The sequence below is a fragment of the Roseimicrobium sp. ORNL1 genome (assembly GCF_011044495.1).
Taxonomy (GTDB): Bacteria; Verrucomicrobiota; Verrucomicrobiia; order Verrucomicrobiales; family Verrucomicrobiaceae; genus Roseimicrobium.
In genome coordinates this window covers 2,435,631-2,461,935 of the sequence record NZ_CP049143.1, presented here as the reverse complement: position 1 = coordinate 2,461,935, position 26,305 = coordinate 2,435,631, and the positions used below count along the sequence as shown (strand labels likewise).

The following is a 26,305-nucleotide window of genomic DNA, read 5'->3' as shown; positions in this document are numbered from 1 at the left end:
TGGAGCTGCTCCCCACCGGGGTAGTCTTTACCGCAGAATCCCGAGACGTCATCAGTTCAACCGGTCGCACATTCGAAGTAGTGCACTATCCCATTGATACTGTCCCCTGCCCTGACTGCGGCGCACATGCACTCAAGATGGAATTCAAGAACGGTGAACCCTGCCCCAAGTGCAAAAAGGGGACACTCGCTGTGGAGTTCGTCGAGTATTGATTTGTGCGGTGTCCGACATGAATACGCCGGCCGGAGGCCAGCGCTCCCAGGGCCGCGTCCGGCTTGCCTCGTCATCCGCCACCCTACTGGTCAATCTACTTGACCAGCTATTCCCATCCCCGTTTCGCGTTCACTGTGGCACGCAGTCCCCATCTAAAAAAATTGCACCTCCTCACGATGGCACGTTTCCCTGTCCCCCTCCTCCTTCTTACCTCCCGCCTGAAGACCACCGCAATCACCCTGCTCGCGGGCATCACCTTCTCCTCCTCCACCCATGCCGCCGAAGTCATCAACGCAGACATCTGCATCTACGGCGGCACCTCCGGCGGTGTCGCGGCTGCGGTGCAGGCCTCGCGCATGGGAAAGAAGGCCGTCATCCTCGAACCGGGGAAACACCTCGGCGGCATGACAGCCGGTGGCCTCAGCGCGGTGGATATCGGTGACCCGCGCACCGTGGGTGGCATTGCGCGGGAATACTTCACCCGTCTCGTCGCCAGCTATGGGAAGACGCTCGCGTGGGACCAGCCTTTTGTGAGCAAGGGTGGCGGCCCAGCCACCGGCGGTGCCTATTCCATCGAGCCGCACATCGCGGAGAAGGTCTTCACCGACATGGCGAAGGAGGCAAACGTGCCCGTGCATTTCAGCGCCCGCCTGGCGAGTGCGAAGAAGGACGGCGCTCGCCTCACCGAGCTCACCATGGAGGACGGCACCGTCGTTCGTGCGAAGATGTTCATCGACGCCACCTATGAGGGCGACCTCATGGCGCGCGCAAAGGTGTCCTACACCCTGATGCGCGAGGGCAATGCCAAGTACGGTGAGACCTACAACGGCATCCACTACACGGAGAAGTACCAGCCGCGCACGAATCACCTCAAGCCCGGCCCCACCGGTCGCGTGCCCGGTGGCCAGGGCGTGTGGGACCGCGACCTGCCGCTCGACCCCTACGTTTCTCCTGGTGAACCGCGCAGCGGATTGCTCCCTCTACTAAATGCAGGCACCCCCGGAAACCCCGGCGAGCCCGCACCCGGTGTGCAGGCCTACTGCTTCCGCCTCTGCCTCACCACCGCGAAGGACCGCATCCCCATCACCGCGCCGGAGGGTTATGATGCGAAGCGTTATGAACTCGTCGCGCGTTTCATCGAAGGCTGCCTCGCCATGGGCGATGACATGGACCTGCGTTGGTTCTCCAAGCACGACGCGCTGCCGAATGACAAGTGGGACTTCAACACCGCCACCTTCGGCGGAAACATGCCCGGCGCGAGCTGGGAGTGGCCCGAGGCCAGCTACGACCGCCGCACGCAGATTGCGAAGGAGCACGAGCTCTACCATCGCGGCCTTTTGTATTTCCTCGCCACCGACTCACGCGTGCCTGCGAAGGTGCGTGATGACATGAAGCGGTTCGGCCTGCCCAAGGATGAGTTCCAGGACAACGGCGGCTGGCCTCATCAGCTCTACATTCGCGAAGCGCGCCGCATGGTCTCCGACCTCGTGCTGACCGAGCACTACACTTTTGGCCGCGAGGTCGCGCCGCACTCCGTAGGCCTCGGCTCCTACGGCACGGATACGCATGAAATCCGTCGCATCGTGAAGGACGGCGTGGTCATTCGTGAAGGTAAGACCGCCATCGGTCGCGATGGCGCACCGCCCTATCCCATCGGCTACGGCGCCATCGTGCCGAAGCAAGCCGAGTGCGAGAATCTCTTTGTCACCTTCGCCTTGTCTGCGAGCCACACCGCTTTCAGCAGCATCCGCATGGAGCCCGTCTTCATGATCAGCAGCCAGAGCGCCGCCACCGCCGCGAGCTACGCCATCGATGACAAGGTTCCCGTGCAGAAGGTGGACCAGGCCAAGCTACGCACCCAGCTCTTGAAGGACAAACAAATCATCGAGTGGAAGGAGAAGAAAGTGCAGGCAGACCTCGACACGCCAGCCGCGCCGAAGAAATCGACCAAGGCAGAAACCAAGCCCGCCTCCACTCCAACGGCCGCACCTACTACCGAGCCCAAAGGACCAGACCATGTGGACACACTCGCCGCCAAGCTGAAGCCCACGCGCAAGGTGGCGTATAAGCATGTCGTGAACCGTGACCTGATGCTGCACGTCTTCGAACCGGAGGGCTTCAAGTCCACTGACAAGCGCCCGTGTTACATCGTGATCCACGGAGGCGGATGGCGCGGAGGCCAGGCCAGCCGCATGTATCCCTTCGCGGACCATTTCGCGAAGCTCGGCATGGTGGGAATCAGCGTGGAGTACCGTCTGCTGGGCAAGGAACCAGCCAATACCGTGTTTGATTGTGTGAAGGATGGCCGCTCCGCCGTGCGCTACGTGCGTGCGCATGCGAGTGAGTTCGGCATCGACCCGGACAAGATTGTCGTCAGCGGTGGTTCCGCCGGTGGGCACGTGGCCGTGAGCACCGCGCTCTTCGATGATGTGAATGAAGAAGGCGAAGGCACTTCTGTCTCATCCACGCCGAATGCGTTGATCCTCCTCTTCCCCGTCATCGACACCTCTGCTCAAGGCTATGGCAACGCGAAAATCGGCGAGAAGTGGAAGCAGCTCTCCCCTGTAGATCGCGTGAAGCCCGGCGTGCCTCCCACCATCACTTTCCACGGCACCGGCGATACCGTCACGCCCTTCGCCGGCGCGAAGCGTTTCCACGAGGAAATGCTCAAGGCTGGAAACCGCAGCGAACTCATCATCCATGAAGGCGGCGCCCACGGCTACCTCATGCGCACCGCCCCGCTGTATGATGAATGCATGGCCAAGTCCGATGCGTTTCTGAGATCGCTCTCATTGATCAAGTAGTTGCTTCCAAACTCATGCAAGGTGAACGGCAAAGCAAAATCACACTCCCATCGGGGGCAGGAATGCCCCCGCTCCTTGAAAGCATGCACCGCCTTCAAGGAGTGGGGACATTCCTGTCCCCATTGGCGTTTAAGTCTCCTGAACTGCTTTCGCGATTCCGTGTATCAGTTCCGCCGGAGCCGTTAGAACAAGGGACTCATAATCCCCTGGTCTCCGAATCAAACCCCTCACCCACGTCTCTCTTCCCCATCCCGGAGGGATATCAGCCTGTAGCCGGTGGTCGAGGCAGCCCTGCGACCGAACACCACCGGATCGCCATCCATACCCACCGCACCCCGGCAGGGGTGCCAGCTAGCCGTAGCGCCATGCAATCTCAACGCACCTTCCTTTCCCGCGTCCTGCCCACGCTTCTTGGTTTCGCAGGGCTCGCATTCACCTGCATCGCCACGATCACGGCGCATGCGGAAACAAAAGACGACCCTCTCGCCTCCTGGCGCAGCGGGGTAAAGATTCGCCCCGTGCTGCCGGAGACCGCCGAGCGCCACAGCATCCACTCGTATTTCAACACCTGCCCGGAGAGTCCGGATGGCACGCAGGTCCTCTTCTATTCCTCCACCGCGCTGAATGGCCACACCGGTGAAGTGCACATCATCAACCGCAGCACCGGCGAAGAGAAGACGCTCGTCACGAATATCGAAACCGAAGACGCCCACCGTGCTGCCTGCCAGCAATGGCTTTCCCATGGCAAGCGCATCACCTTCCACGGACTGCGCGATGGCACGTGGTTCGTCGGTGCCGTGGATCTCGATACCGGCAAGGAGCGCATCCTTGCGAAGAACCGTCTCTCCAGCTGGGGCCAGCCGAATGGTGACCTCGTGCCGCTCTACGGCCAGCACTGGGATCCGGGTGAGCACACGAACCTGGAACTCTGCAATGCTGCCACCGGTGAAATCAAGACCGTGCTCACCGCACAGGCCGTGAAGGAGAAGTACACCGCGTGGGTGGACAAGGCGTTTGCAGGAAAGCCCTTCATCATCTTCTTCCCCGTGCTCAGCCCGAAGGCAGACCGCGTGTTCTTCAAGCTCGCCGCACCCGGCATCACGCGCGATCCACGCGGCACCGCCGCGAGCCAGCGCCTCGGCCTCGTGTGCTACAGCATCGCGGAGAATCGATTCCTCTATCAAAGCGATCGCTGGGGCCATCCCTCCTGGCATCCGGATGGCAAGACCATCGTCGAGACTTCCTTCACGCTCTTCGACAGCGACAACGGTAAAGGCACCCGCCTGCCCGGCCTGCCCGCGGTGAGTGGAGATCATCCCTCCGCCAGTCCGGATGGGAAGCTCATCGTCACCGACTCCACTATGGACAAGTTCGGCGGAGACGCCAAAAGCTGGGGCATCGTCCTCGCCGACGCACGCGGTGGCAATCACATCCTCCTGCACTCGTTCAAGAACGACGGTGGTGCCCGCTCGTGGCGGCGTTCCCATCCGCATCCCGTCTTCAGCGCAGATGGCAAGCGCATCTATTTCAACGTGAGCGACGGCACCTGGACGCGGCTGTATGTGGCGGAGGTGAGTGATGGTGTGGCGGCGGCGATCACCAAGTAGATCTCCACATCATTCTCGCATCACGAGTCTGCAACCTCATGCACCGCAACTCAGCCGACCTCGGAATGCCATTCACCTTCATCACCGCTTCTAAAAAATGGACGGTAGGGATGCGCTCCCGCGCGTCCGTCTTTAGATGGGCGGAGGGGGCGCGGAGCTTCAGCGCGAAACCACCTCGCAACACCACGACCACCCCACCACCTCCGCCCACTATTTTCGGACGCGCAGGAGCGCATCCCTACCGCCCATTTTAGAAAAGGGGGGCGCCATATGTCGAATCAACGTCATCCCGCAGTTTTCCACACTTCCCATTTTCAGCCACCCATCCCATTCGCACCATGATACACCATCCCATCATTCGTGCCGCGCGCTCGCTGACCCTTGCGGGCGGCCTGTGCCTGCTCTCTTCCGCTACCACCATCCATGCCGCTGCCACTGCCGCCGGTCCCGCCGGGCTCATCCTCGACGATGATGCCGCCGAGTACAAAGGCTCCTGGGTCACCAGCGAGAAGCAAGCCCCGCTCTTCGGCAAGAGCTACCGCCACGATGACAACAAGCACCAGGGCGAAGCCAGTGCCGTCTTCACGCCGAAGATCACGGAGCCCGGCGACTACGAAGTGCGCCTCCTCTATGTGGCCACCAAAAACCGCGCCACCAATGTGCCCGTCACCATCCAGAGTGCCGACGGCGCCAAGACCATCACGATAAACCAGCGTGAGGAAGCCCTGCAGAATGGCGTACCACGCGCGCTGGGTGTGTTCCGATTTGAAGCGGGCAGCAAGGCATCACTCGAAATCACGAACAAGGACACCGATGGCTATGTGGTGGTGGATGGCGTGCAGTTCGTGCCCATCGCCCTGGCGAAGTCCGAGCGCGATGGCAAGGCGCCCTCCGGCTTCGCCATGAGCACGCCCACGGAGAAGAACGCGAAGACGCTCGTCCCCGCATCCACGCGCTCGAAGGAGGTCGAGTCCTCTCCCGAGCACGCCGCCGCCCGCGCCCGTCTCGCCGCAGCTGCCGCACTCTCGCCCCTCGCGGAAAAGACAGCCGAACGCAAAACCAACCTCACGCCCGACACCGCACCCATCGCCCTCGCCAAGGACGTGCCCGCAGCTCAGGTGAACGGCAAATCGTACGACCTCATCGTCGTCGGTGCGACCGCCGGTGGCACTGCCTGTGCTGTGCGCGCCGCGCGTGAAGGTCTCACCGTTCTCCTCGTGCAGCACAACCGCCACATCGGCGGCATGATGAGCAATGGCCTCATGCAGTGGGACGCACTCTACGGCGGCCCGCGCGCGCCGCTCTTCACGGAGTTGCTGGGGAATATTGAGAAGTACTACATCGAGCGCTTCGGCAAGGATTCGCCGGATCATCAGATCATCCGCTACTCACACCAGAAGTATCCCATCAGCTGGGCCGAGTCGAAGGTGAACGAGCGCGAGTTCCATCGCCTCGTCGCCGGGGAGAAGAACCTCACACTGCTGCTCTCACACTATCCCGTGTCACTGGAGCGCGAAGGCGCAATCATCAAAGGCGTGACCCTGCGCGAGTACGGCACCAAGAATGACATCACCGCCAAGGCCACCGTCTTCGCCGATGGCACCTATGAAGGCGACCTCTTCGCGCTGGCGAAGGTCCCCTTCCGTGTGGGCCGCGAAGCACGCGCGGAATACAATGAGCCGCACGCGGGCAAGGCGTTTGTGAATATCGACAGCGACTCCGCTCCGGTCGACGCCATCGAGGGCAAGCTGAACATCCGCCCCTACGGTTCCCGCCAGGGCAGCGTGGATCCCACCAGCCCCTTCACCGCGGACGGTGCTGTGCAGGCCTACAACTACCGCTTCTGCGTCACGAAGGATCCCGCGAATCGCATCATGCTCACCGAGCCACCTCCCGGCTACAACCGCGAGGAGTATGTGAACTACGGCCGCAAATCCATCGCCACGAATGCAGGGCCCAATCTGAAGTCCCACATGAACAGCCCCATTCTCCCGGGCGAAAATCACGCGTACCCCGAGGCGGACTGGCCCACACGTGAGAAGATCATCGAGCGGCACAAGAACTTCGGGCTCGGCCTCATCTGGTTCCTGCAGAATGACGAGTCCGTCTCTGAAAAAGCGCGCGCAGGCTTCCGGGAATGGGGCCTGCCCAAGGATGAGTTCACGGACAACGGCCATATCCCCTATGAAATGTATGTGCGCGAAGCCCGCCGCATCGTGGGCCGCCATGTGCTCACCGAGCTCGATGGCTTCGCCGCGAAAGGTTATGGGCGCACACCGATTCAGCCAGACAGCATCGGCACCACCGACTGGTACCAGGACTCCCACTCCTGCACCACCGACTCGCGCCCCGGCTTCAAGTATGACGGCAAGCTCATCCTCACCCAGGAGTCACGCCCTGCGCAGATTCCCTACCGCAGCCTGCTGCCGCAGGGTGTGGACAATCTCCTTGTACCCATCTGCCTCTCCGCCACGCACGTGATGTGGGGCGCCATCCGCCTGGAGCCCGTGTGGATGCAGACCGGTGAGGCCGCCGGCTTCGCCGCTGCACAGGCCATCAAGGACAAGACGACACCCGCCGCATTGGACAGCCGCAAGCTCGTGCGCACGCTGGCAGAGAAGCAATTCCTCGTAAGCTTCTTCAATGATGTGAAGGTGACAAACGAAGAAGCGTGGATCCCCGCCGTGCAGTATTTGGGCACCCAGGGATTCTTTGAGGACTATGACGTCCATGCCGCGGCCCGGCTCGATATGCTGACCGGCAAACTCTGGGTAGAGGCACTTGCGAAGCTGCTGGGGGACAACGGCCAAAATGAAAGTGGTGGCAACAACAGCGGCATCGCCCGCCAGCTCGCCACATCTCTCGCCCAGGCTGCCGCCATCCGCGATGCCGCGGATATGAAAACGCAGGACTTCCTGAAGCTGGTGCGCAGCGTGAAAGGGGTGAACGAAGACACGGTGCGCGATGCCGTAAAACACATCGACGCCAAGTCAGAGACCATCACCCGCGGCGATGCCTGCCTCGTGATCTACACGCTGCTGAAGGGTGCGGCGAAATAGTCAGCAGGACATCCTGATACACCACCCCCATGGCACCCAGCAAAACGTCTCGTGACCTCGCACCCGTGCTGACACCCAATCCACCCAGTCACGAACCACCTTGCGCGAAGCGCCTTGGAGTGCGTGTGCGAAGCACCGCTTTGGCTGGGAGCCTGGGGCCGGAGTGTCTGCAGTGCCCCACCCCAATCCAACGCCGCTCCGCACACCAGCCCTCACATACCATCCCAGATTTCATCCACCTTCCCGCTGCTGTTCTCAACCACCTCCTCACCCGCCCCAAAGCGGTGCTTCGCACCGCACTCCAAGGCGCTGCGCGCAAGGTGGCACATCACAAAAACACCTCCGCGTCTCCCTCGCGAACGAGTCCGAAAGTCCCTTCCCTCCGCGTCTCCGCGTCTCTGGTTCCCCCCCTCTTCCTCCTGTCCCTCGCCCTCGCCCTCTCCCTCTGCCTACCGCCAATGTCCCACGCGCAATCGTCCACACGACAGCCCTCCCTGCACTGGTCCCAGCTCCCCAACCTGCCGGACAAGGAAGGCTTCGCCGCCATGCATGCGGGCGTGAGCGGTGGCGCACTCCTCGTGGCCGGTGGCGCAAACTTCCCTGAAAAGCGCCCGTGGGAAGGCGGCACGAAAATTTGGTATGATGACATCTGGGTGCTCGACAAGCCCGACGGCCAGTGGCGCAACGCAGGCAAGCTACCCAAGCCCATCGGCTACGGCGTGAGTGTCACGTGGAAGGATGAAGTCATCTGCGCCGGCGGCAGCAATGCGGAGGGACACCGCGCGGACGTCTATGCCTTGAAATGGGAAGCCGGAAAGGTCACCACTCGCACGCTTCCCTCCCTTCCCCAGCCCTTTGCCAATACCTGTGGTGTACTCATTGGTGATACACTCTATGTGGCAGGTGGCATTGATAAGCCAGATGCCACCAAGGCCATGCATACCTTCTGGTCGCTGAACCTCGCGGACGCCAATGCCAATGCCACCTGGCAGACCCTGCCCCCGTGGCCGGGACCCGAGCGTATGCTCGCCACCGCGGGCACGCATGATGGCGCCTTCTACCTCTTCACCGGCGCCGCTCTGCATGCGGACAAGGACGGCAAGCCTGCACGCGATTGGCTCAAGGACGCCTACCGCTTCACCCCGGGCAAGAACACCTGGGAAAAGCTGCCCGATGTCCCGCAGGTCGCCGTCGCCGCCTGCACTCCCGCGCCCAGCACCGAGCGCGGCCTGCTGCTGCTCTGTGGCGACGATGGCAGCAAGGTCGGCTTCAAACCCGAGACCGAGCATCCCGGCTTCCCCAAGGGCACCTTGCTCTTCGATGTCTCCGCCGGCGACTGGCATCGCCTCCCCGATGCCCCCATCTCCCGCGCCACCGTGCCCACCACGATTTGGAATGGCCGCATCATCATCCCCAGCGGCGAAGCCCGCCCCGGCTTCCGCTCGCCCGAGGTGTGGTCGGTGGAGGTGAAGTAAGCAACAAAGCAGCCACGCCCACCTTGAGCAGAGCATCATGAAAGGAGCGCGGCCTTTCCAGGCCGCATGGTCGCTCGCGCTGTTGACGTCGGAAGTCCGACGCCACTGCATCCGAAGCCATAGAGGCACTTTCATCTTCGCTTCCAAACCAAAGGTGTCTGCCACCCAGCGGCCTGGAGAGGCCGCGCTCCTTTGCGCCCCGGCTCCTCCCGCCACAAAAATTCCGAATCTTTAAGTCTTGCGTAATGTGTACAAATGCGTAGTGTTCAAAATAACACTCACCACCCTTACCACACAGCACTCCACACCTACTTCCCATGCAAGACCTCCAGATGAAGACGCTGTTTCGCCTGTTCAAGAGACTCTGCCATCGCCCCGCGACGCGGCGGCCGATGCGCGGGCCGAAGTACATCGAGTGGGATCGTCCGGAGGGGAGCTAGTCACGTGACGATGCCCGCCTTCTCTCCACCGCGTGAATGAAGCACCCTCTCGCGAAGGGATTCCTCCTTCGTCGGGCTGCCCTAACGCGAGCTACCCCATCCTACCCCCGCTCAAACCGGATCACCTGCCGCGCCACCTCTCCGCTGTCGAGCAAATCAAATCCCTCATTCACCTGCTCCAGGGAAATAGTACGCGTCCGGAGCAGATCCACCGGCAGAGCACCGGTGCGGTACATTTCCATGTACCTGGGGATATCACGCTGCGGCACGCAGGAGCCCATGTAGCTGCCCATCAGCACCTTCTCCTCCGCGGCAAAGGCCAGCGCAGGAAGCGTGATCTTGCTATCCGGATGCGTGAGACCAATGCTCACCGCACGACCACCACGCCGCACACTGGCAAAGGCCTGCTCGATCACCTTCACCTGGCCCACCGCCTCAAACGCGTGATCCACACCGCCATGCGTCAGGTCACGCACCGCGGGCACCGGGTCCACGCGTGAGGCATTGATCACATGCGTGGCGCCGCATTGCTTCGCGAGTTCCAGCTTCGAATCCAGCACATCCACCGCGATGATGGGATAGGCCCCCGCGGCACGCGCGCCCATCACCACACTGAGACCCACGCCACCCATGCCGAAGACACCCACGGAGGTCCCCGCAGGCACCTTCGCCGTATTGATCACCGCACCCACACCCGTCATGATCGCGCAGCCAAAGAGCACCGCCGTCTCCGCGGGAATATCCTGCGGCACCTTCACAATCGATTCGCGTGCGATTACGCTGTACTGCGAGTACCCCGCGATTCCCGAGTGGTGATGCACCCGGCTCGCGCCGCCCTTCCAGAAGCGCACACCTCCAGTAATCAGTTTGCCCGCACGATTCGCCACCACCCCCGGCTCACACAGGGAGGGCCGTCCACTCGCGCACATGGGACAGTGCCCACACGTCGGCAGGAAGGAGAAGACCACATGCTCGCCCTCGTGCAGGTCCTTCACGCCCTTGCCAATCTCGCGCACGATACCGCACGCTTCATGGCCGATGACAATGGGCAGCGGCCACAGGCGGGTGCCATTCAGCACGGAGAGGTCCGAGTGGCACAGGCCGGCAGCGGTCATCTCCACGAGGACCTCGCCCTCCTGTGGACCGTCCAGTTCCAGTTCTTCAATCACGAGTGGTTTGCTCGTGGCATAGGGCTTGGGCAGCCCGCGCTCATGCAACACCGCGGCGATGGTCTTCATGTGTGGGAAGCGAAGCAGTTGAGGCGATGACGCCTTGCCCTTTCCACCAGAAGTGTGCGTTCGTCACCTTTATATTGTGAAATCACCTCACCCACCCACCACTCACTGCTTTGGCGCTTCCAGCCAGAGAAGGTTCCTGCGGAAGTCGATGGTCGCCCGGTAATTCGCCAGCAGGCCCGAGCCCACCTTCGGCTCATCCCCCACAAGGAAGGCCGGCACATCACGCATGGTCGGTCCCAGGCCGTGGAGGCGCGGCACCACCACGCGCTCCAGCGTATTGAGATTTTCGCCACTATTCGCCACCCCCACGCCGAAGCGCTGGCCCGGCAGTGTGCGCGCGCTGGCCAGCAGGTTCGCTCTCTTCGCCACCTCGCGGGTCATCTCCATGGGTGAGTTCGCCCCGGAGTCCAGCAGTGCCTCCCACTTCGCCTCGCCGTTGCCTATCTGCACATAGGGCAGTCCATTGCGAAACTTGATGGGCACCTTCCACACAGCATTCCCCCGCTGCGGCTGGTAGCTCTCATCGAAGCCAAAGGTGATCTGCTCCCGCTTGTGATCCAGCGTCAGGTAACTGCAGGCCTGGTGCAGCAGGGCCATGCCCCAGATGTCCAGCGAAATGCGCTCGCGCCAGAGCCCCCCGCCCGTGAGGCTGCGATGCGTGCGAATCAGGGTCGGCAGTCCCTGGATGCTCCACTGCCCGATATTCACCTGCCTCACCCGGCCCACGATGGCCGGCTCGCTGCCAAAGGCCCCCTCCAGCCGGAAGCGGTCCGGCGAATGCCGCAGCGTATCCACCTTCGCGCGCACCGCCGTGTCAGCATCCAGCACCAGGCACCCCTGGCTTCCGGTATCCATGACCATCAGAGCCGGCTTGCCATTCAGCATTCCATTCATGGCAGGCAGGCCGTGGTGCCAGATCATCGGCACCGTCACCGTGGAGCGCCCGCCGTGGGTGTGCTCCACCCGCACATCCACCTCGCCACCACGCAGGTCCACTCCCAGGCGGGAGGCTTCCACCGCACGGTTCTGCAGCGCGCGCAGCGTGCCGTGGGAGACCCGTTCATGGGCGCTGCCCGCACAGCTGCACACCGCCAGGGCGAGAAAGAGGGTGCCAAGGCGACCCAGGATTTTTTTGGCCGCAGCAGTGCTGGACAGCTTCATCATGCGCGCCGCTTGGTAGCGCGGCTTTGACCACCTGCCAAGCGCAAGCAAACGGGAATCTCCCGCGTTGTTCCAGTTCAGGTTATAGTCGTCGTCCGTTCCGGCCATGCCTCTGCCTTCTCCCATGCATTCATGAATACGCACACCCCCGCCCGTTTGCTCCTACACGGATGCTTCATCTTTTTCGCCGTGATCTGGCTGACGCACGCCCAAGCACTGGGGCAGGCACAGGCACCGCCCTTGCCGGACCTCACCACCATTCCTGCGGATCTCACCGTTCCGGAAATGAAAGACGCCGCGCCGGCTGCCGGTCTGCGGGTGCGGCAGACCACCCCAGGCTGGGAGGGCACCCAGGTGCATCACGCCCTATACCTCCCCACCGACTGGAGCCCGCCCGAAAAGGGACAAGGAACAGGCAAGAAGTACCCCGTCATCGCCGAGTACGCCGGCAACGGCGGCTACAAGAACAAATACGGCGATGTCTCCGAGGGCACCGTGCAGGGCAGCAATCTCGGCTTCGGCCTCACCGCCGGCCACGGCTATATCTGGGTCTGCCTTCCCTACATTGAGAACGCCGAAGGCATGGGCACAAAGCGCAACGCCATCAAATGGTGGGGCGATGTCGCCGAGACCAATCGCTACGCCACCGCCACGCTGAAGATGCTGGCGGAGAAATACGGCGCCGACCTCGACCGCGTGGTCCTCACCGGTTTCTCACGCGGCGCCATCGGCTGCAACTACCTCGGCCTGCAGGATGACACCGTGGCTCCGCAGTGGAAGGCCTTCTTCTGCCACTCCCACTACGATGGCGTGAGCGACCGCTGGCCCTACGCCGGTGCCGACCGCGCCTCCGCTTTGGCGCGGTTGCAACGCTTGAAAGGAAGACCCCAATGGCTTTCCCAGGAAGGCAGCACGAAGGCCTCAGAGGACTATCTGAAATCCACCGGCGTGAAAGGCGACTTCACCTTCCACGCCATTCCCTTTCGCAATCACTCCGACCAATGGGTGCTGCGGGACATTCCCGAGAGGAAGGCGGCACGCGAGTGGCTGCAACGAGCCATTGGAGAAACGCAAAGCAGCGAAGCAGCAAAGAACTGAAAAATCTCTGAAAGTGCACACGGAGTCGGCTGCTCAGCCTGCAATCCTCTGCTGCTTTGTTGCTTTGCGTTAAACCTCTCCACCCTCCCGCTCCAGCCTCTCGATTTCCTTCTCCCCTACCAGCGCCCATCTGCCCAGCAGCATCGCGCAGAAGGTCAGGAAGCCGGCAACAAGGAACGAGATGCCGGGCATCGGAAACGTTCTCTCCGGAGCCACGCTGTACGCGAACATCCATGTCCAGAGGATAAAGCCCACAATGCTTGCCATGCTGGCCACGCTGTTCAGCGCGCCCTGGACTTCACCCTGCTCCGACGGCCCCACTTTCTTCGTAATGATCGATTGTGCCGCAGGTCCCGCGATGCCGCTGAGGGCTCCAATGAACATGACCACGTAGATGACCGTTCCATTCGGCGCGAGCCCGTATCCCACCATCGCAAACGTCATCAGCGCAAAGCCCAGGAGCAGTCCGCGCCGCTCTCCAATGCGTGCGATGATGCGCCCCGCCAGACCGGCCTGCACAATGGCGGCCATGATGCCCACAAAACTCAGCGAGATGGCCACGTCCAGTTCATCCCAACCGTAGCGCTTCGCAGTATACATCACCCACAGGCTTGGATAGATGTTGTGGGTGAGATTCATCAGGAAATGCACCCCGGAAAGGCTCAGCACCACCGGCCAGCGGCTCAGTGATTTGATGGACTTGATAGGGTGCGCGCTCTCCCAGTGGAAGGGTTTGCGGTTTTCTTTAGCGAGAGATTCAGGCAGGACAAACACGCCATAAATGCAATTTAGCAGCGTCACGATCGCCGCCAGGACGAAGGGCAGCCGCAGCCCATCCATCTCCACAAACATGGGGCCATACTTGCTCGCCAGACCGCCGACGACAGGACCCGTGACGAAGCCAATGCCAAACGCCGCACCAATGAGGCCAAAGCCATGCGCGCGCTTCTCCGGTGGCGTGATGTCTGCAATATAGGCACTGGCCGCACTGAAGTTTGCCGCGGTGATGCCAGCGACGATGCGGCCGATGAACAGCCACCACAGGTTCGGCGCCCACGCCAGCAGCAGGTAGTCCAGGCCCGAGCCCAGCAGCGAGAGCAAAATCACCGGCCTGCGTCCGTAGCGGTCCGAGAGAGAGCCGAGCACCGGGGAAAAGAGGAACTGCATGAGCGCATACAGCGCCATCAGCCAGCCCACCATGTGCGACTTGGTCGCCTCATCGCCTCCCACCATCTCCCCCACCAGCCCCGGCAGCACAGGAATGATGAGACCAATCCCAAAGATATCGAGAAAGAGCGTGATGAAGATGAAGACGATGGCCGGCTGCCTTTGGGACATGAGAATGGGCCGCCATCCATAGAGCGCCACAGCGGCATGTCGAGTTCGAATGTCGCCCCGGCACCCTCCGGCACACCTGCCCTTGACAGCACCGCACGCGGCGAATCCGTCACGTTGCACAAAGGAAAGCAGCCTGGAGGTTAGGCCTTCCGGCCTGACAGTGGGCGTTGGGTCTTCTGACCCGACAGCAAGCAATTCGCCTTCGCGCAGGTAACATCTCAAGACAAGAGAGACACTGGTTCACTATAGATGAGCGAAGAAGCCAGGAGCGCAGGAGCGTCTGCGAAGAAACGCAGGATCTTCCGTAGGAGTTCTATTGTCGGGTCAGAAGACCCAACGCCCACTGTCAGGCCAGAAGGCCTAACCTCCGAAATACTTTGCTGCTTTTGCTGCTTCGCTGCTTTGCGATGAAATCCGCCGTGGGCAAAACTTCACCCACTCGCGCGACCTGCGCGTCTCTGCCTCCTCTGCATCGAGACGTCACCACGTCCACACGCGTGGCACCGTCCCAGCGCCAACCCTCTCACTCCTTTGCGTCCTTTGCCTCTGTGCCCCTTTGCGGTTAACCGGAAATATCCCTTCCGCACGAAGAGCGAGTTGAGCGTGCCGCTATCGTCAGGCCGGAGGCCTAACGCCCACTGTCAGGCGAGACGCCTAACCTCCATGGAGCTTCGCTGCTTTGCGACAAATTCGCTGCCGCATGGCTGCCCGCACCACACCTCACCTCACATCATCCCACTGGCCCGCAGCACCGTCTCCTGCACCGCGAGATCATGCTCCGGCGTGAACTCCCACGCCTTCTCTCCGCGAATCGCTTTCGCAAAATCCACCCAGTCCGCGGCATAGCGCGGCAGGTTCGGCACCTTTACGGTCTGGATGCCTTTTTTATATTCGCCGCGCGGACGATCCAGCATGAGCCGCACGGTCGGAGCGTCCAGTTGCAGAATCTCCACTGTGCCCATGTTTCCGCACACCACGAACTGACGTCGCGCGCCGCCCTGTACTTCAATCATCGAGCTGCGCACCGTGGCCGTCGCCTTGGGATAGTCGAGCACGGCGAGCATGTTGTCCGCCCAGCCATCCTTCCCGCGTTGGATGTGTGGCGAGACTTTCTCCGGCTTGCCAAGGATACGCACCACGGAGTCGATGACATGGCACCCGAGTTCAAACATCGAGCCACCTTTGTACGGCAGCATCGCCGCGCGACCCTCGTCATCCATGAATTTGCTCATCTCCGCATGAATCACCGAGATGTCACCCAGCCAGCCTTCGCGCACCGCTTTCACCGCGAGATCGAAGCCTGAGTTGTAGCGGAACATGTAGCCCATCTTCACGAGTCGCTTCTTCGCTGTCGTCGTGTCCAGGATGCGCTTGAACTGCTCCAGGGATTCCCCCGCCGGCTTGTCCAGATGCAGATGCATTCCTGCATTCACCACCTTCTCCGCCGTGTTCAGCAGATCGCCCACACCCGTTTCCACGGACACCAGTTGCAGTCCCGGCGTGTTGAGCAGTTGCTCCTCCGTCATCCATGTCACCCCGGCATACGCCTTGTCTTTCTCCGCCTTCTTCCGCAGTTCCTCATCCGGCTCCACTACGCCCACCACTTCATAGTCCGCACACGCCCGCAGCATTTCGAGCTGACCACTCGCATGCGCATGCTTCGTCCCAATCTGACCCGCACGAATGGGCTTCCCACCACCCGCAGCCCCGCTGAGTGTTGGGGCCTGCGAGAAAACAGAAGCTCCCGCGCCGAGAGCAAGCGTGTGAAAAGTGCGGCGGTTCATCGTGATGGTGGTGATTGCGGAAGGAGTAAGGGAATGGGAGCAAAGCAAACGCGGTGGGTGACACGCATGTTACCAAATTTGCTCTATGATAAATTCAGGTGCCGAAGGCCTTGGACTGCGAGCAGCCTGCTGCCGCTTTCCTAAAGTGCAGCCTGCTGCACGCCCTACCGCGACGAAGTCGCCTATTATTTCGTGGAAGTGTGAGACTACCAACGCGTATCACCATCGCCACAGCAGGCTGTGGACTCTTCAAAGCGGCAGCAGGCTGCCGCAGTCCAGGGCGCTTCGCGCACAATTCCTCATCACATTCCGCACACAAATCACCCTCGCTTCCTCCACGAACACTTCCTATCCTCACCTCATGAAATTTCACGGTGCATCACTCCTGCTCGTTTCCCTCCTCGGTCTCTGTGCTGAGAACACCCTTCCCGCGCAGACTGAGCGCCCACCTTCCCAAACGGAAGGAAAATCCCTTCTTGTCCCACCACGCTCGTCTAGCTACCTCGTCACCGCATCCCCCGATGTCCGTGTCGAACCCAACATCGACTACCTCGGCCCCGACCGGAAGGAAAAGGCAGACCTCTACCTGCCCAAGGAAAAAGTGGTTGGCAAGAAGCACCCCGGCATCGTCATCATCCACGGCGGCGGCTGGAGTGGCGGCGTGAAGGACGCCACGCGTGAGAAGAACATCGGCACCACCCTCGCGCTGCATGGTTATGTATGCATGAGCATCGACTACGTGCTCGCGGACAAGGACAGCAAGAATGTCGTGTGGCCGCAAAACCTCCACGACTGCAAGACCGCCGTGCGCTGGCTTCGCAAAAATGCCGAACGCCTCAAGCTCGATGCAGACAACATCGGCACCATCGGCGGCTCCGCCGGTGGACACCTCGCCACCATGGTCGCCGTCACCGGCCCCGACCTCGATCCCGCCGGTCCCTATGGCGAATTCTCAACGAAGGTGCGCTGTGCCGTGGACCTCTACGGCCCCGCCGACCTGGAGAACTGGAAGGACGTCGCCGCCCTGCGCAAGTCCCGCAAAGAAGACCCGGCACTCTACAAGCAATTCTCCGTCCTCACGCATCTCGACAAGGAGGATCCACCCATACTCATCCTCCACGGCACCGCCGACGCCACCGTGCCCTTGAGCCAGTCAGAAACCCTCGCTGCTGCGCTTCAGAAACTCGGCATCGAACATCACCTCGAAATCATCGAAGGCGCCCCGCACACCTTCCATCTCCAGCCCGTGCAAAAAGATCTCCGCCCCATGGTGGTGGAGTTTTTTGACAAGCATTTGAAAAAGTAAAAGAGGCTCATCAAGTCATTGCAGCCCTGGGAGCGCTGGCCTCCGGCCGGCGTATTCTTGCATTCCGCGAGCAACACGCCGGCCAGAGGCCAGCGCTCCCAGGGCCGATGCACGCGACGCAACACCCTGCCCACGTTTACTGTTCACAACCGTCATCCCCCAACCTGCCTACCTCCGCACTTCTTGAGCAAGTCTTGTGCGATGCGAGCATCCCACTCAATCATATCCTGTCCGAAGTCGAACTTGCAGGCGCCTGCTTCCCAGCCTTGCGTCGCGTAGTCGATGAAGGCTTCCATCGAGGGCCACACCCATGATGGAAATCCAGAGTCATTCACCTTCCACACCACAGCATAGGTGCGTGGAGACCACACCAGCGAGATGTACTCTCCGCCCGAAGAGAGAAACGGATAAGCCGTGACCTCCTTGTCCTTCGGAAACAAGTCTTCGCCAAGCACCGTGTTGTTTGCATACATCTTGCGGAACTTCAGACACTGTTCGTGGGAGAAGACGCTGAAGTCCTGAATCAACTGGCTGTCCACGTCACGCTCTCCTGCAGGGTCGCGCCGAATGCCACTGCCAAACACGGACAGATAGTCATGCAACTCCCCTGGGAATGACAAGCCCACCTGGATCTCACTGGCCAGAATTTCCTCTTCCGTCAGGCCCGGATGCAGCAGGCTTTCCAAACGGCTCCCCTGCTCCGTAAGCACCTTCAGCAGCCGCTCGATTTTTGGTTTCATGCAGTCGGTCATACCTTCATCACGCCTCATGTCCATCCATTTCCTCAAGCAAGAAACCGCACCTCATTACTACTCACTGACCTACTGCTTACTGATCTACTGAATACCACTCACTCCTTCTTCACCCCCTCCTCCAGATACCTCTGCACCGCCACGCCGAGTTTCGCGCCCACGGCCTTGTAACCTTCCACGGTGCTCTGCTCAATATTCCACGGTGTCTCCAGGCACACGGCGACCGTATGCGGATTGCCATTCATGGTCACCCACGTGCCACTCATCTGGCGCCAGAGCGGATGATACTTCGGTCCATCATACTTCGGCACATCCATCATGGGGAAGACAGAGCCCACCTCGGAGCGCGCGAGACTGAAGAGCCGCTTGCGATTGCTCAGCATGGGTTCCTTCACCAACTCCTCCGGCAGCGCATAGAAAAATGCCTTCACATCCTTCGGCGCGGGATTGTGCAGATCCAGGAACACATCCATGCGCCCCTCCTTCGCGAACTCGCGGATGTACTTCTGCACGGCGGCCACTTCGTTCCAATTCGGTTTTTCCGTCCAGTCGCGATTATGATCCTGCGGCGTCGCCTCCTTGCCGCCGTTGCCGGTGGCCGTGTTGTCGATGTCCATGATGGGCACGATGTAGATCTCCGCATTCTGGCGCAGCCAGGTGGGCCCAGCTTCACTGCTCATGAGCCACTCGGTGAAGCCCTGGCACACCCAGCTCGCGCCGCTCTCCCACGCGTGCTGCCTCGCCTGCACCCAGATGCCAAACCGGCGGGCCTCCACGCGATCTCCCTCGCACACGCGCAGCATCGGCACGCTGCGGCCTTCGCGTGACTTGCACAGCTCCTGCTCCTCCGCAGCCGCGGACGATTCCGCCATCTGGCGCACCAGCGCTGCGGAAGTCGCCGGCGTGAAAGGCGGCCCCCACGCGACCAGCACACTGCTGCCCTCCACGGGGAAGGTGTAGGTCATCACGCCCTCCACTCGCGCGCCCTGCGGGGTCTTCTTCCACGACTTGCCATCAGCAGAAAACGAAGCGCGCTCCGGCATGGACCACTCGGCGGCGAGTGGTTTGTTCGAGGGCAGACCATTCGCCTGCGGCATGGGCAAATCAGAAGCGCGCAATTGCAGTGTAAGTGGCTTGCGCGGATCCAGCCCCTCGATGCGGAAGCACCACCAGCATGGCCAGCCCCGCTTCGGGTCACCGCCCGGCATGAACTGCACCGTCTGGCTCCCTGCATCCACATTCATCACGCGCACGGACGCGCCTTCGAAATCCGACTCCACCGTGAGCGCCTGCAGTGCCCGGGCTTGCCAGGCCAGCGTCATCATCGTCATCAGGGAAAGGGCCGCGAGCCGGCGGCGCAGTGAGAAAGCGTGAAGCAGGTTCATGAGAATGAGGAAACGCTGAGGAAAGTGGACCGCACTCCTACGTGCGTGGGCGCATGACTTTATGCAACGCAATGCATCGCGCTCGCAATCGCCTCGCCCACGCCACGCCTCAGAAAAACATCCCTAAAATCAATAGATGTTCACGTGAACACGTTTGCTTTTTGGCCGGATTTCCGCACAATGGACAGGTACTTTTTCACCATTCGCCCTGCCGCATTTCCCCATGGCTTCACACACTCGCTCCACCAAGCTGCCCGCCTGTCTCGCCGAGGCCGCAGAACTCCGCGCCAAAGCCCTGGGATACCCAAGTTGGAATGCCTACATCAAAGGACTCATCCGCTATGACCTGCTCGTGCAAGGAGATCACACCATCACGCTGCCGTGGGCGAAGTGCGCGCTGGAAGTGCAGGATCAAATCGATTCACGACTCCTTGTGCTCACAGAGAAGGGAAAAGGCGAGCGCTGGCAGCTCCTGAAGCGCATCATGAACAAGGTCGATGTGAAAGGCCGTGGCGTGCCCGCGGATGCGCTGGTCGCGGAAGAAAATGGGTGATGCTGGCAGACATGGAGCGATGCCTACAATTGCGAATAAATCCCCTCACTTGCCGCATTAATCACATTCAAGGCTGAAGATCCGCTCAGATCATTATAGAGAACTCATTCATAATGAGCCTTGGCAGCCTTCAGGCTTGTAGAACGCGCCGCTTCTGGGTATACGTCATGGTGTGTTCTGCCGAGGACCGTGGAACGCAGTCAAAAAATCTCCCCCTTGGTGCTCCCCACACCTATTGACCGATGAAGTCCCAGCGTCACATCCACCTGTGCTATGCGGCCAACGACACCGACAAGGTGTGGCCATGGACCACCGTGCTCCAGGAGGAGTACGGACTGCAATGCGGACATCCCGGCCCGTTTCCGCATCCCAAGCTCTCTGCGGAGGAAAACCAGGCAGCGCGTGAACGCAAAGTGTCCGCTGCCGTGGCGGTGATCTTCTTCGCCTCCCGCGGCGCGCTCGACTCGAAACTGGTGGTGAATCAATTCCTCCAGGCCATCGAACTCTCCAAGCCGGTGCTGGTGTGCCTGCTGGAGGACAAGTCCAGCATAGCCACGCCGCGCTGGTTTGAAAAAGTGCTCGCGGAACAGCAGTCCATTCAGCTGTGGCAGCAGGACCAGTCGCAGAGCAGCCTGCAACTGGAGTCCTTCCTCGCCGGTCTCGGCCTCATGTCCCAGACCATGCGCCGCCCGAGCAAGAGCAGCGGCAGGGAATCCGGCCCCACGCCTGTATCGGCACCTGCAACGCCAGGCACTTCCACGCCTCCTACGCGCGTTCCAGAGCGTCCGCTGAGCATGCCTGCGGCATCCGTCATCGCGCCGCTCAATGCGCCGGTGATCCCACCGATGCATGTCGCGACCGCGCCCGCCATGAGCGTGCCTCTCGCCGCCGCACCTCCTGCCGCAGCCGCAGCAGCCATTCCCCGCACTCCCGTTGCACCCGCGGCTGCACCTGCAACGCAAATGCCGAGCGCCCCCATCGCGGCAACACCGGCGCCTGCGCCGGCAGCCGTCGTACCGCAGGTCAGCGCCACTCCGGCAGCTCCTGCGTACACTCCCGCGGCTGCTGCCACTCCTGCAGCGGCACCTGCCTACCCGGCCGCCACACCTGCTGCCGCCACTCCCGTTTCCTACGCTCCGCCCAGCACCCCGGTGACGCCTGTGCCGCAGGCGCCACCAGTCGCAGCGACACCCGCTGCTGCTCCGGCCGCGTATGCGTATGCTCCCGCACCAGCAGCTCCCGCCCCGGTGCCCGCGGCTCCCGTCGCGGCACCCGCGCCCGCACCCCTGCCGGTAAGCGCTCCCGTCACTCCTGCTCCGGCAGCGATTCCGGCTCCCGCTGCGCCCTCCTATGCCCCGGCCCCTGCGGCTCCGGCGTACACCGCGCCCCCTGCTACGACTGCGGCGCCAGTGCCTGCCCAGTCCTTTGCAGCTCCTGCGCCGGGCACTCCCATCACCCCGTCCACCAGCATCTCTGCTGTGGCCGCGAGTCTGCTGGGTGCCAATACCCCCCTGCCTCCCGCATCCACCAGCGCTCCGGTGACACCCGCACCCGTGAGTGTGCCGCCAGCAGGAGCCCCTGCCTATTCTCCGGCTTCCGCCACTGCGGCCGCTCCCCTGCCCGCGACTCCAGCTCCGGCACCTGTACAGGTGCCAGCAGCCGCTGTGCCTCCCGCGTATGTGCCTCCGCAGAGCGCTCCTGCGAGCGCGATTCCTGCATCGATCCCGGCACCCGCACCCACTCCGGTGGCAAGCGTTCCCGCCGTTCCTGCTTCCGCTGGCCCCGCGAGCCTGAGCTCCTTTGCCGTTCCCTCGGCAGAGCACGCCCTGCCACCCCCCACCGCTTCGCATCTGGCAGCCATTCCTGCTCCTTCAGCAGCGCCTATAGCCTCGCCGATCATCACCCCGGTGGTGGTACCGGACAATGGTGCTCTGAGCGGGCCTCTCATCCTCTCGGCACACACGCCACTCAACCTGCTCGACCCGCGGCCCGCAGCTCCGGAAGCCGATAAGGAAAAGGAAAAAGAAAAAGAGACGCCCAAGGAGGAAGCCGCCGCCCCGGCTAAGGGCCCAAGCGGCCCCGGCCAGCGCAAGACTGTGCCCATGGGTGCAAAATCCGGGCCCTTGCGCCCCGGCGCCAGAAAGGGTGCCACTGCCGCGCCAGAACCTGAGGAACCCGCCGAGGACAAGCCCGCGTTTCAGCCGTCGGTGGCCCAGGTGGTCATGCCCACCACACCCTCGGAGTGGTCTCCCGCCCCCAAAGGCAGAGGCGTCTTCAGCAAGATCGGCGGCGCATGGGATCGCGTTTGCTCCATCTTCAACTCGCCCAAGGAAAAGTAGACAGACGGCAGCGGGCGCAGTGCGGAGGCGCCAGAGCATCCCTTGCCTTGCGAAGACGGAAACATCGGCCAGCTTAGCTTGATACGCCGCGCAGTCCCGGCTCTCACGCCCCATGCATGCACGCATGCACGATGTCTCACGACAGCCGGGGATGGCAGACGACTCGTATTCCCTGCGTAGCTCCTGATTGATTCCCGGTCCGTACCAAAAGCCCTCCCGCCGCATGCGCCTTCGCCAACCTCCCTTCCTTGGTCTGCTTCTGGTGCTTCTCGGATTGTTGGTTTTCGCCGCGCCTCTCGCCACCTCCGTATGGGAACCCTGGCTGCAGCCGCTGATCTATGACGCGAGCGGACACCTCCGGCCGGACGATGCCGTGCGCCGCGCCGGCATCTTCTTCTACCGTGAGTTGTACGATCACCACGTCATGTGGCCCATCGGCGTGTTCTTGATGGTCAGCGGCCTCGGTCTCGCCCTGCGGGGGCGCATTCCCTGGAGCCGCAATCGCCTCACCCGCGCCGCCCAGATCCTTGGCGCGGTGGTGACATGCGCGAGCATCTTCTTCACCCTGCCCGTCTTCCTTGTGAACCCGGGCTCGTCCATGGGCCTTGTGGGTTGGGGCGTACTCGTGATCGGACTCACCCTGGTGGGCCTGCTCTTCGCCCTGGGCGCCGGCGTTCCCGCCCTCGTGCGCGATACCCCCCGCATGCCCGCTCTCATCGGACTCCTGCTTTGTCTTGCCCCCCTGCCTGTCTCCCTCACCCTCCTGGGCCTCGCCCACGCCATGGTGGGCTTCCGGATCACGGCGTAGAGCGTTCCTCTGCTCTATCGCTTTGCGCTTCTGAGCCCCTGAGCCACCACTGGCTCTGAATGTTAGCGTCCCTCCACAAAAAAAGGACGGTAGGGATGCGCTCCTGCGCGTCCGTAGATCGCGGGCGGAGGTGGAGAGGGGTGCCACGTGGCGAGGCCTTTTGGTGCCGCAGTTCCCCACCGCCGCCGCCTACGAAAGAGTCGGACGCGCGGGAGCACATCCCTACCGCATCATCGTTCACCTCGAAAAGCATCTGCCAGCCGAACGAAGTCTCGGCACATTCTCACTCCGCCACACCACCAACCCCATCATGGTACATCATCTCCGGATGCACCATGTCTTTTGATCCACCGTCATCAGCTCACGGATTAACGGCAGCGGGAACGGTAGCCGTGTCCATAGGACGGGCCACAGTTGTTGTAGTAGCGCGGAGCGCAGTAGCCGCCACCGCCACCGTAGTAGCGGGGACCGCTGTTGTAGTAGAAGGAGACGCCGCCTCCGCCGTAGTACCTCGGGGCGCAGGTCTCTACATACACGGTGCGGTACACGGGACGTCCGCAGTGATCATAGCCCACGCAACGCTGCGTGTAGTAGCCCGCCTCCGCAGCGGCGGTGAGACCGAGAAATCCGGTGATGACAGCGGCAATGATGGCGAATTTTTTCATGACAGTGATCCTCTTTGCAGGTGTGATGACGGCCGGGTTCCCTGCCGGTCACAGTGGCCACAGGCATTGGTAGCGAGACACTCCCAAGCTGTAGTTGCCGCCTTCGACGGGAGGTCTCTGAGACTTATTCAGCCGGAGTGAAAAATTCTTTTATCGTGCCCCAACTCCGTCGGCGTCTACTCTTCGCCTTCCTCCACCTGCACATGCACGCGCTCCCGGATCATGGCATTTTGCAACCAGCAGATGTGGATCCTTCGCCCTCCCGCGCGAAAAGCAAAGAACAGGTCCGAATGCTCAGTAAAACGCTCTGCCACCCAGGCGCCTGCCTCAATTTCCTCGCCTCCGGAAGTTAGCTCACCCTTCAGGACAAACATCGCAGGTTTGTCGCCGGGAACGCAGGCACACGGAAGGAACACGTCGTAGCCTCGCTCGGCAATATCCGAACAGATGAGCTTGGTATAGTCGTCAAAATTCATAGAAGCGTGAGGTGCAATACGTCGCGATTTCACCCAACCTTCACCTGCTCCTCCGGCACCTCCAGCATGACCTGCATGCCGTATGAAACACCCTCAATGAACGGCGCCAGCACCTCCACCAGTCCCTCCGGCTGGAAATGCTCCGGCTTCGTCTCAGGATGCGGATGATAAAGCAGCCCCGCCACCGGCTCGCGGCCAGGCAATAGGACGCGGCAGTCGCAGAATGAAAAATCCTCTGCAGGTTCGATCGGGTGCCACTTCACGTTGCGAAACGTGAACCTCGGCGTCACCACCTCATATTGCATCGGCGCGATGGAGAGATTCAGCGTGGCGAGGTGATACGCCGTCAGGTCCAGCCCCAGCGCCGCGAAATACGGCACCTGCATGCGCAGCGTGCCTCCAGGAAATCGCGGATTCCCATTCGCACCCGAAGCAACCTGATAACCGGGAACAATCGTGGCAGGAATGGAAAGCATGGGTGGTGGTGAAACGGTCGGGGATGGTTGATGCCGGTTTTAACCACTAATAGGCACTAATGGAACACTAATTTTTACAGAGACCGTGGGTGTGATTGATACAGATAGGTAATGATATACTCCGGGTGTCAGCCAGCTCAAAGCAATGCAAAGTGAGAAATGAAAAATGAAAAGTGCAAATTGAAGAAGCCCTCAGCCACTTTGCATTTTTCACTTCTCATTTTTCATTCAGGGGATGCTCCCCCTGGCCACCACCTCCCGCAAGCCTCATCCATTAGTGAATATTAGTGCTAATTAGTGGTTTCCTCTCTACACCACCCGCACGCAACCCACTTCGGAAAAACTCCCTCTTGCTTTTCGCCGTGCCTGCCTACCCGTGAGGACACCTCTCCATGAACTTCCTGCCCACGCTCACCGGTTCCCTCTCCCAGCCTGCCGCGGACAATCCCACCGTGGCCATCATGGAGGCGGCGTATGCGCACCACAGCCTGCACTACCGCTACATCAACATGGATGTGCCACCGGCTCTCCTCGCGGACGCCGTGCGCGGTGCTAAGGCGCAGGGCTACGTGGGCTTCAACTGCTCCCTGCCGCACAAGGTCGCCATCATCGAGCACCTGGATGGCTTGGCGGAAAGCGCGCGTATCATCGGCGCGGTGAACTGCGCGGTGCAGCGTGACGGCAAGTGGATCGGCGAGAACACCGACGGCAAGGGTTTTTTGCACAGCCTCACCCCCGTGGTGAATCCCACCGGGACACACGTGGTCATCCTCGGTGCAGGAGGTGCATCGCGCGCCATTGCCGTGGAACTGGCGCTGGCCGGCGCCACCCGGGTCACCATCGTCAATCGCGCCGCGGATCGTGGGCAGGAACTCGCGAAGCTGGTGAATGAAAAGACCCGTGCCCAGGCGACTTTCGTCCATTGGGAACACGAATACTCTCTGCCGGGTGACGCTGATGTGGTGGTGAACGCCACCTCCATCGGTCTCGCACCGGACTGGCACGCCCGTGTGCCGGTGGTGGCGGATTCATTCCCCTCCCAAGCCGTGGTGGCGGATGTGATTCCCAATCCCCCACGCACCCTCTTCCTCGGTGAGGCCGAGGCCCGCGGCTGCCGCATCCTCGATGGACTCGGCATGCTGGTGAATCAGGCCGCGACCAACTTCCACTTCTGGACCGGCGTGGAACCGGACAAGGATGTCATGCGCCGCGTGCTGGAGCAGGTCTTCGGCGCGTAGGCTTACCTTGTTCTATGGCCATCATCCCTCGAACGGCATCGCGGCAGTTGCAGTGACGAAATGACCGTTGGAGAAACGTCTCGTGACCTG

20 protein-coding genes are annotated in these 26,305 nt (G+C 61.8%); 11 read left to right on the top strand and 9 right to left on the bottom strand.

The genetic code is table 11. The features are described 5' to 3' along the window. Positions 1–389 precede the first annotated feature (389 nt). From G5S37_RS09950 to G5S37_RS32660, 5 genes are all read left to right on the top strand, one after another. Positions 390–3,017, top strand: coding sequence for an FAD-dependent oxidoreductase (locus tag G5S37_RS09950; RefSeq protein WP_165203278.1), 2,628 nt, complete (start codon positions 390–392; stop codon positions 3,015–3,017). Between the two features lie 365 nt (positions 3,018–3,382). Next, positions 3,383–4,624, top strand: a complete 1,242-nt coding sequence (locus G5S37_RS09945; RefSeq protein WP_206026378.1) for a PD40 domain-containing protein — start codon at positions 3,383–3,385, stop codon at positions 4,622–4,624. Between the two features lie 338 nt (positions 4,625–4,962). Next, a complete protein-coding gene (locus G5S37_RS09940) occupies positions 4,963–7,683 on the top strand; it encodes an FAD-dependent oxidoreductase (protein WP_165203276.1) in 2,721 nt (906 codons plus the stop codon). A 458-nt stretch (positions 7,684–8,141) separates the two neighbouring features. Then, positions 8,142–9,158, top strand: a complete 1,017-nt coding sequence (locus tag G5S37_RS09935; protein WP_165203274.1) for a galactose oxidase — start codon at positions 8,142–8,144, stop codon at positions 9,156–9,158. Between the two features lie 317 nt (positions 9,159–9,475). After that, positions 9,476–9,598 carry a hypothetical protein gene (locus G5S37_RS32660; protein WP_276617034.1) on the top strand — a complete coding sequence of 41 codons (123 nt, stop codon included), beginning with the start codon at positions 9,476–9,478 and terminating at the stop codon, positions 9,596–9,598. Positions 9,599–9,699: 101 nt separating this feature from the next. Here G5S37_RS32660 and G5S37_RS09930 read toward each other — a convergent pair whose 3' ends face one another. Continuing rightward, complete coding sequence (locus tag G5S37_RS09930; protein WP_165203272.1) at positions 9,700–10,836, bottom strand: zinc-dependent alcohol dehydrogenase family protein; 1,137 nt, start codon at positions 10,834–10,836, stop codon at positions 9,700–9,702. A gap of 102 nt (positions 10,837–10,938) precedes the next feature. Continuing rightward, a complete protein-coding gene (locus G5S37_RS09925; protein WP_165203270.1) occupies positions 10,939–12,105 on the bottom strand; it encodes a retropepsin-like aspartic protease in 1,167 nt (388 codons plus the stop codon). 24 nt (positions 12,106–12,129) lie between these two features. On the opposite strand from G5S37_RS09925, the gene G5S37_RS09920 reads away from it, so the two are divergent. Further along, on the top strand, positions 12,130–13,095 hold the full coding sequence (locus tag G5S37_RS09920) for a hypothetical protein (RefSeq protein ID WP_206026377.1): 966 nt from the start codon (positions 12,130–12,132) through the stop codon (positions 13,093–13,095). A gap of 69 nt (positions 13,096–13,164) precedes the next feature. Here G5S37_RS09920 and G5S37_RS09915 read toward each other — a convergent pair whose 3' ends face one another. Beyond that, a complete protein-coding gene (locus G5S37_RS09915; protein ID WP_165203268.1) occupies positions 13,165–14,433 on the bottom strand; it encodes a TCR/Tet family MFS transporter in 1,269 nt (422 codons plus the stop codon). A gap of 725 nt (positions 14,434–15,158) precedes the next feature. Next, the gene (locus G5S37_RS09910; protein ID WP_165203266.1) at positions 15,159–16,217 is read right to left on the bottom strand and encodes a Gfo/Idh/MocA family oxidoreductase; all 1,059 of its coding nucleotides are present in this window, start codon (positions 16,215–16,217) and stop codon (positions 15,159–15,161) included. A gap of 361 nt (positions 16,218–16,578) precedes the next feature. On the opposite strand from G5S37_RS09910, the gene G5S37_RS09905 reads away from it, so the two are divergent. After that, a complete protein-coding gene (locus G5S37_RS09905) occupies positions 16,579–17,523 on the top strand; it encodes an alpha/beta hydrolase (RefSeq protein ID WP_165203264.1) in 945 nt (314 codons plus the stop codon). A gap of 152 nt (positions 17,524–17,675) precedes the next feature. Here the strand turns inward: G5S37_RS09905 and G5S37_RS09900 are convergent, their stop codons facing one another. Together G5S37_RS09900 and G5S37_RS09895 are read right to left on the bottom strand one after the other, a co-directional pair. After that, on the bottom strand, positions 17,676–18,263 hold the full coding sequence (locus G5S37_RS09900) for an SMI1/KNR4 family protein (RefSeq protein WP_165203262.1): 588 nt from the start codon (positions 18,261–18,263) through the stop codon (positions 17,676–17,678). A gap of 110 nt (positions 18,264–18,373) precedes the next feature. Then, positions 18,374–19,660 carry a M14 family zinc carboxypeptidase gene (locus G5S37_RS09895; RefSeq protein ID WP_165203260.1) on the bottom strand — a complete coding sequence of 429 codons (1,287 nt, stop codon included), beginning with the start codon at positions 19,658–19,660 and terminating at the stop codon, positions 18,374–18,376. 223 nt (positions 19,661–19,883) lie between these two features. On the opposite strand from G5S37_RS09895, the gene G5S37_RS09890 reads away from it, so the two are divergent. From G5S37_RS09890 to G5S37_RS09880, 3 genes are all read left to right on the top strand, one after another. Continuing rightward, on the top strand, positions 19,884–20,213 hold the full coding sequence (locus G5S37_RS09890) for a hypothetical protein (protein ID WP_165203258.1): 330 nt from the start codon (positions 19,884–19,886) through the stop codon (positions 20,211–20,213). A 242-nt stretch (positions 20,214–20,455) separates the two neighbouring features. Further along, the gene (locus G5S37_RS09885; RefSeq protein WP_165203256.1) at positions 20,456–22,552 is read left to right on the top strand and encodes a hypothetical protein; all 2,097 of its coding nucleotides are present in this window, start codon (positions 20,456–20,458) and stop codon (positions 22,550–22,552) included. A 223-nt stretch (positions 22,553–22,775) separates the two neighbouring features. Then, on the top strand, positions 22,776–23,360 hold the full coding sequence (locus G5S37_RS09880; RefSeq protein WP_165203254.1) for a hypothetical protein: 585 nt from the start codon (positions 22,776–22,778) through the stop codon (positions 23,358–23,360). Between the two features lie 368 nt (positions 23,361–23,728). On the opposite strand, the gene G5S37_RS09875 is transcribed toward G5S37_RS09880, so the two are convergent. The 3 genes from G5S37_RS09875 to G5S37_RS09865 form a co-directional block, all read right to left on the bottom strand. Further along, on the bottom strand, positions 23,729–24,025 hold the full coding sequence (locus G5S37_RS09875; protein WP_165203252.1) for a hypothetical protein: 297 nt from the start codon (positions 24,023–24,025) through the stop codon (positions 23,729–23,731). Positions 24,026–24,201: 176 nt separating this feature from the next. Continuing rightward, positions 24,202–24,501 (bottom strand): hypothetical protein, encoded by a 300-nt coding sequence (locus G5S37_RS09870; RefSeq protein WP_165203250.1) that lies wholly within the window; start codon positions 24,499–24,501, stop codon positions 24,202–24,204. Between the two features lie 29 nt (positions 24,502–24,530). Further along, positions 24,531–24,977 (bottom strand): hypothetical protein, encoded by a 447-nt coding sequence (locus tag G5S37_RS09865; RefSeq protein WP_165203248.1) that lies wholly within the window; start codon positions 24,975–24,977, stop codon positions 24,531–24,533. Between the two features lie 392 nt (positions 24,978–25,369). Between G5S37_RS09865 and aroE the strand changes: the two genes are divergently transcribed. Then, positions 25,370–26,215 (top strand): shikimate dehydrogenase, encoded by an 846-nt coding sequence (aroE, locus tag G5S37_RS09860; protein ID WP_165203246.1) that lies wholly within the window; start codon positions 25,370–25,372, stop codon positions 26,213–26,215. Positions 26,216–26,305: the final 90 nt, after the last annotated feature.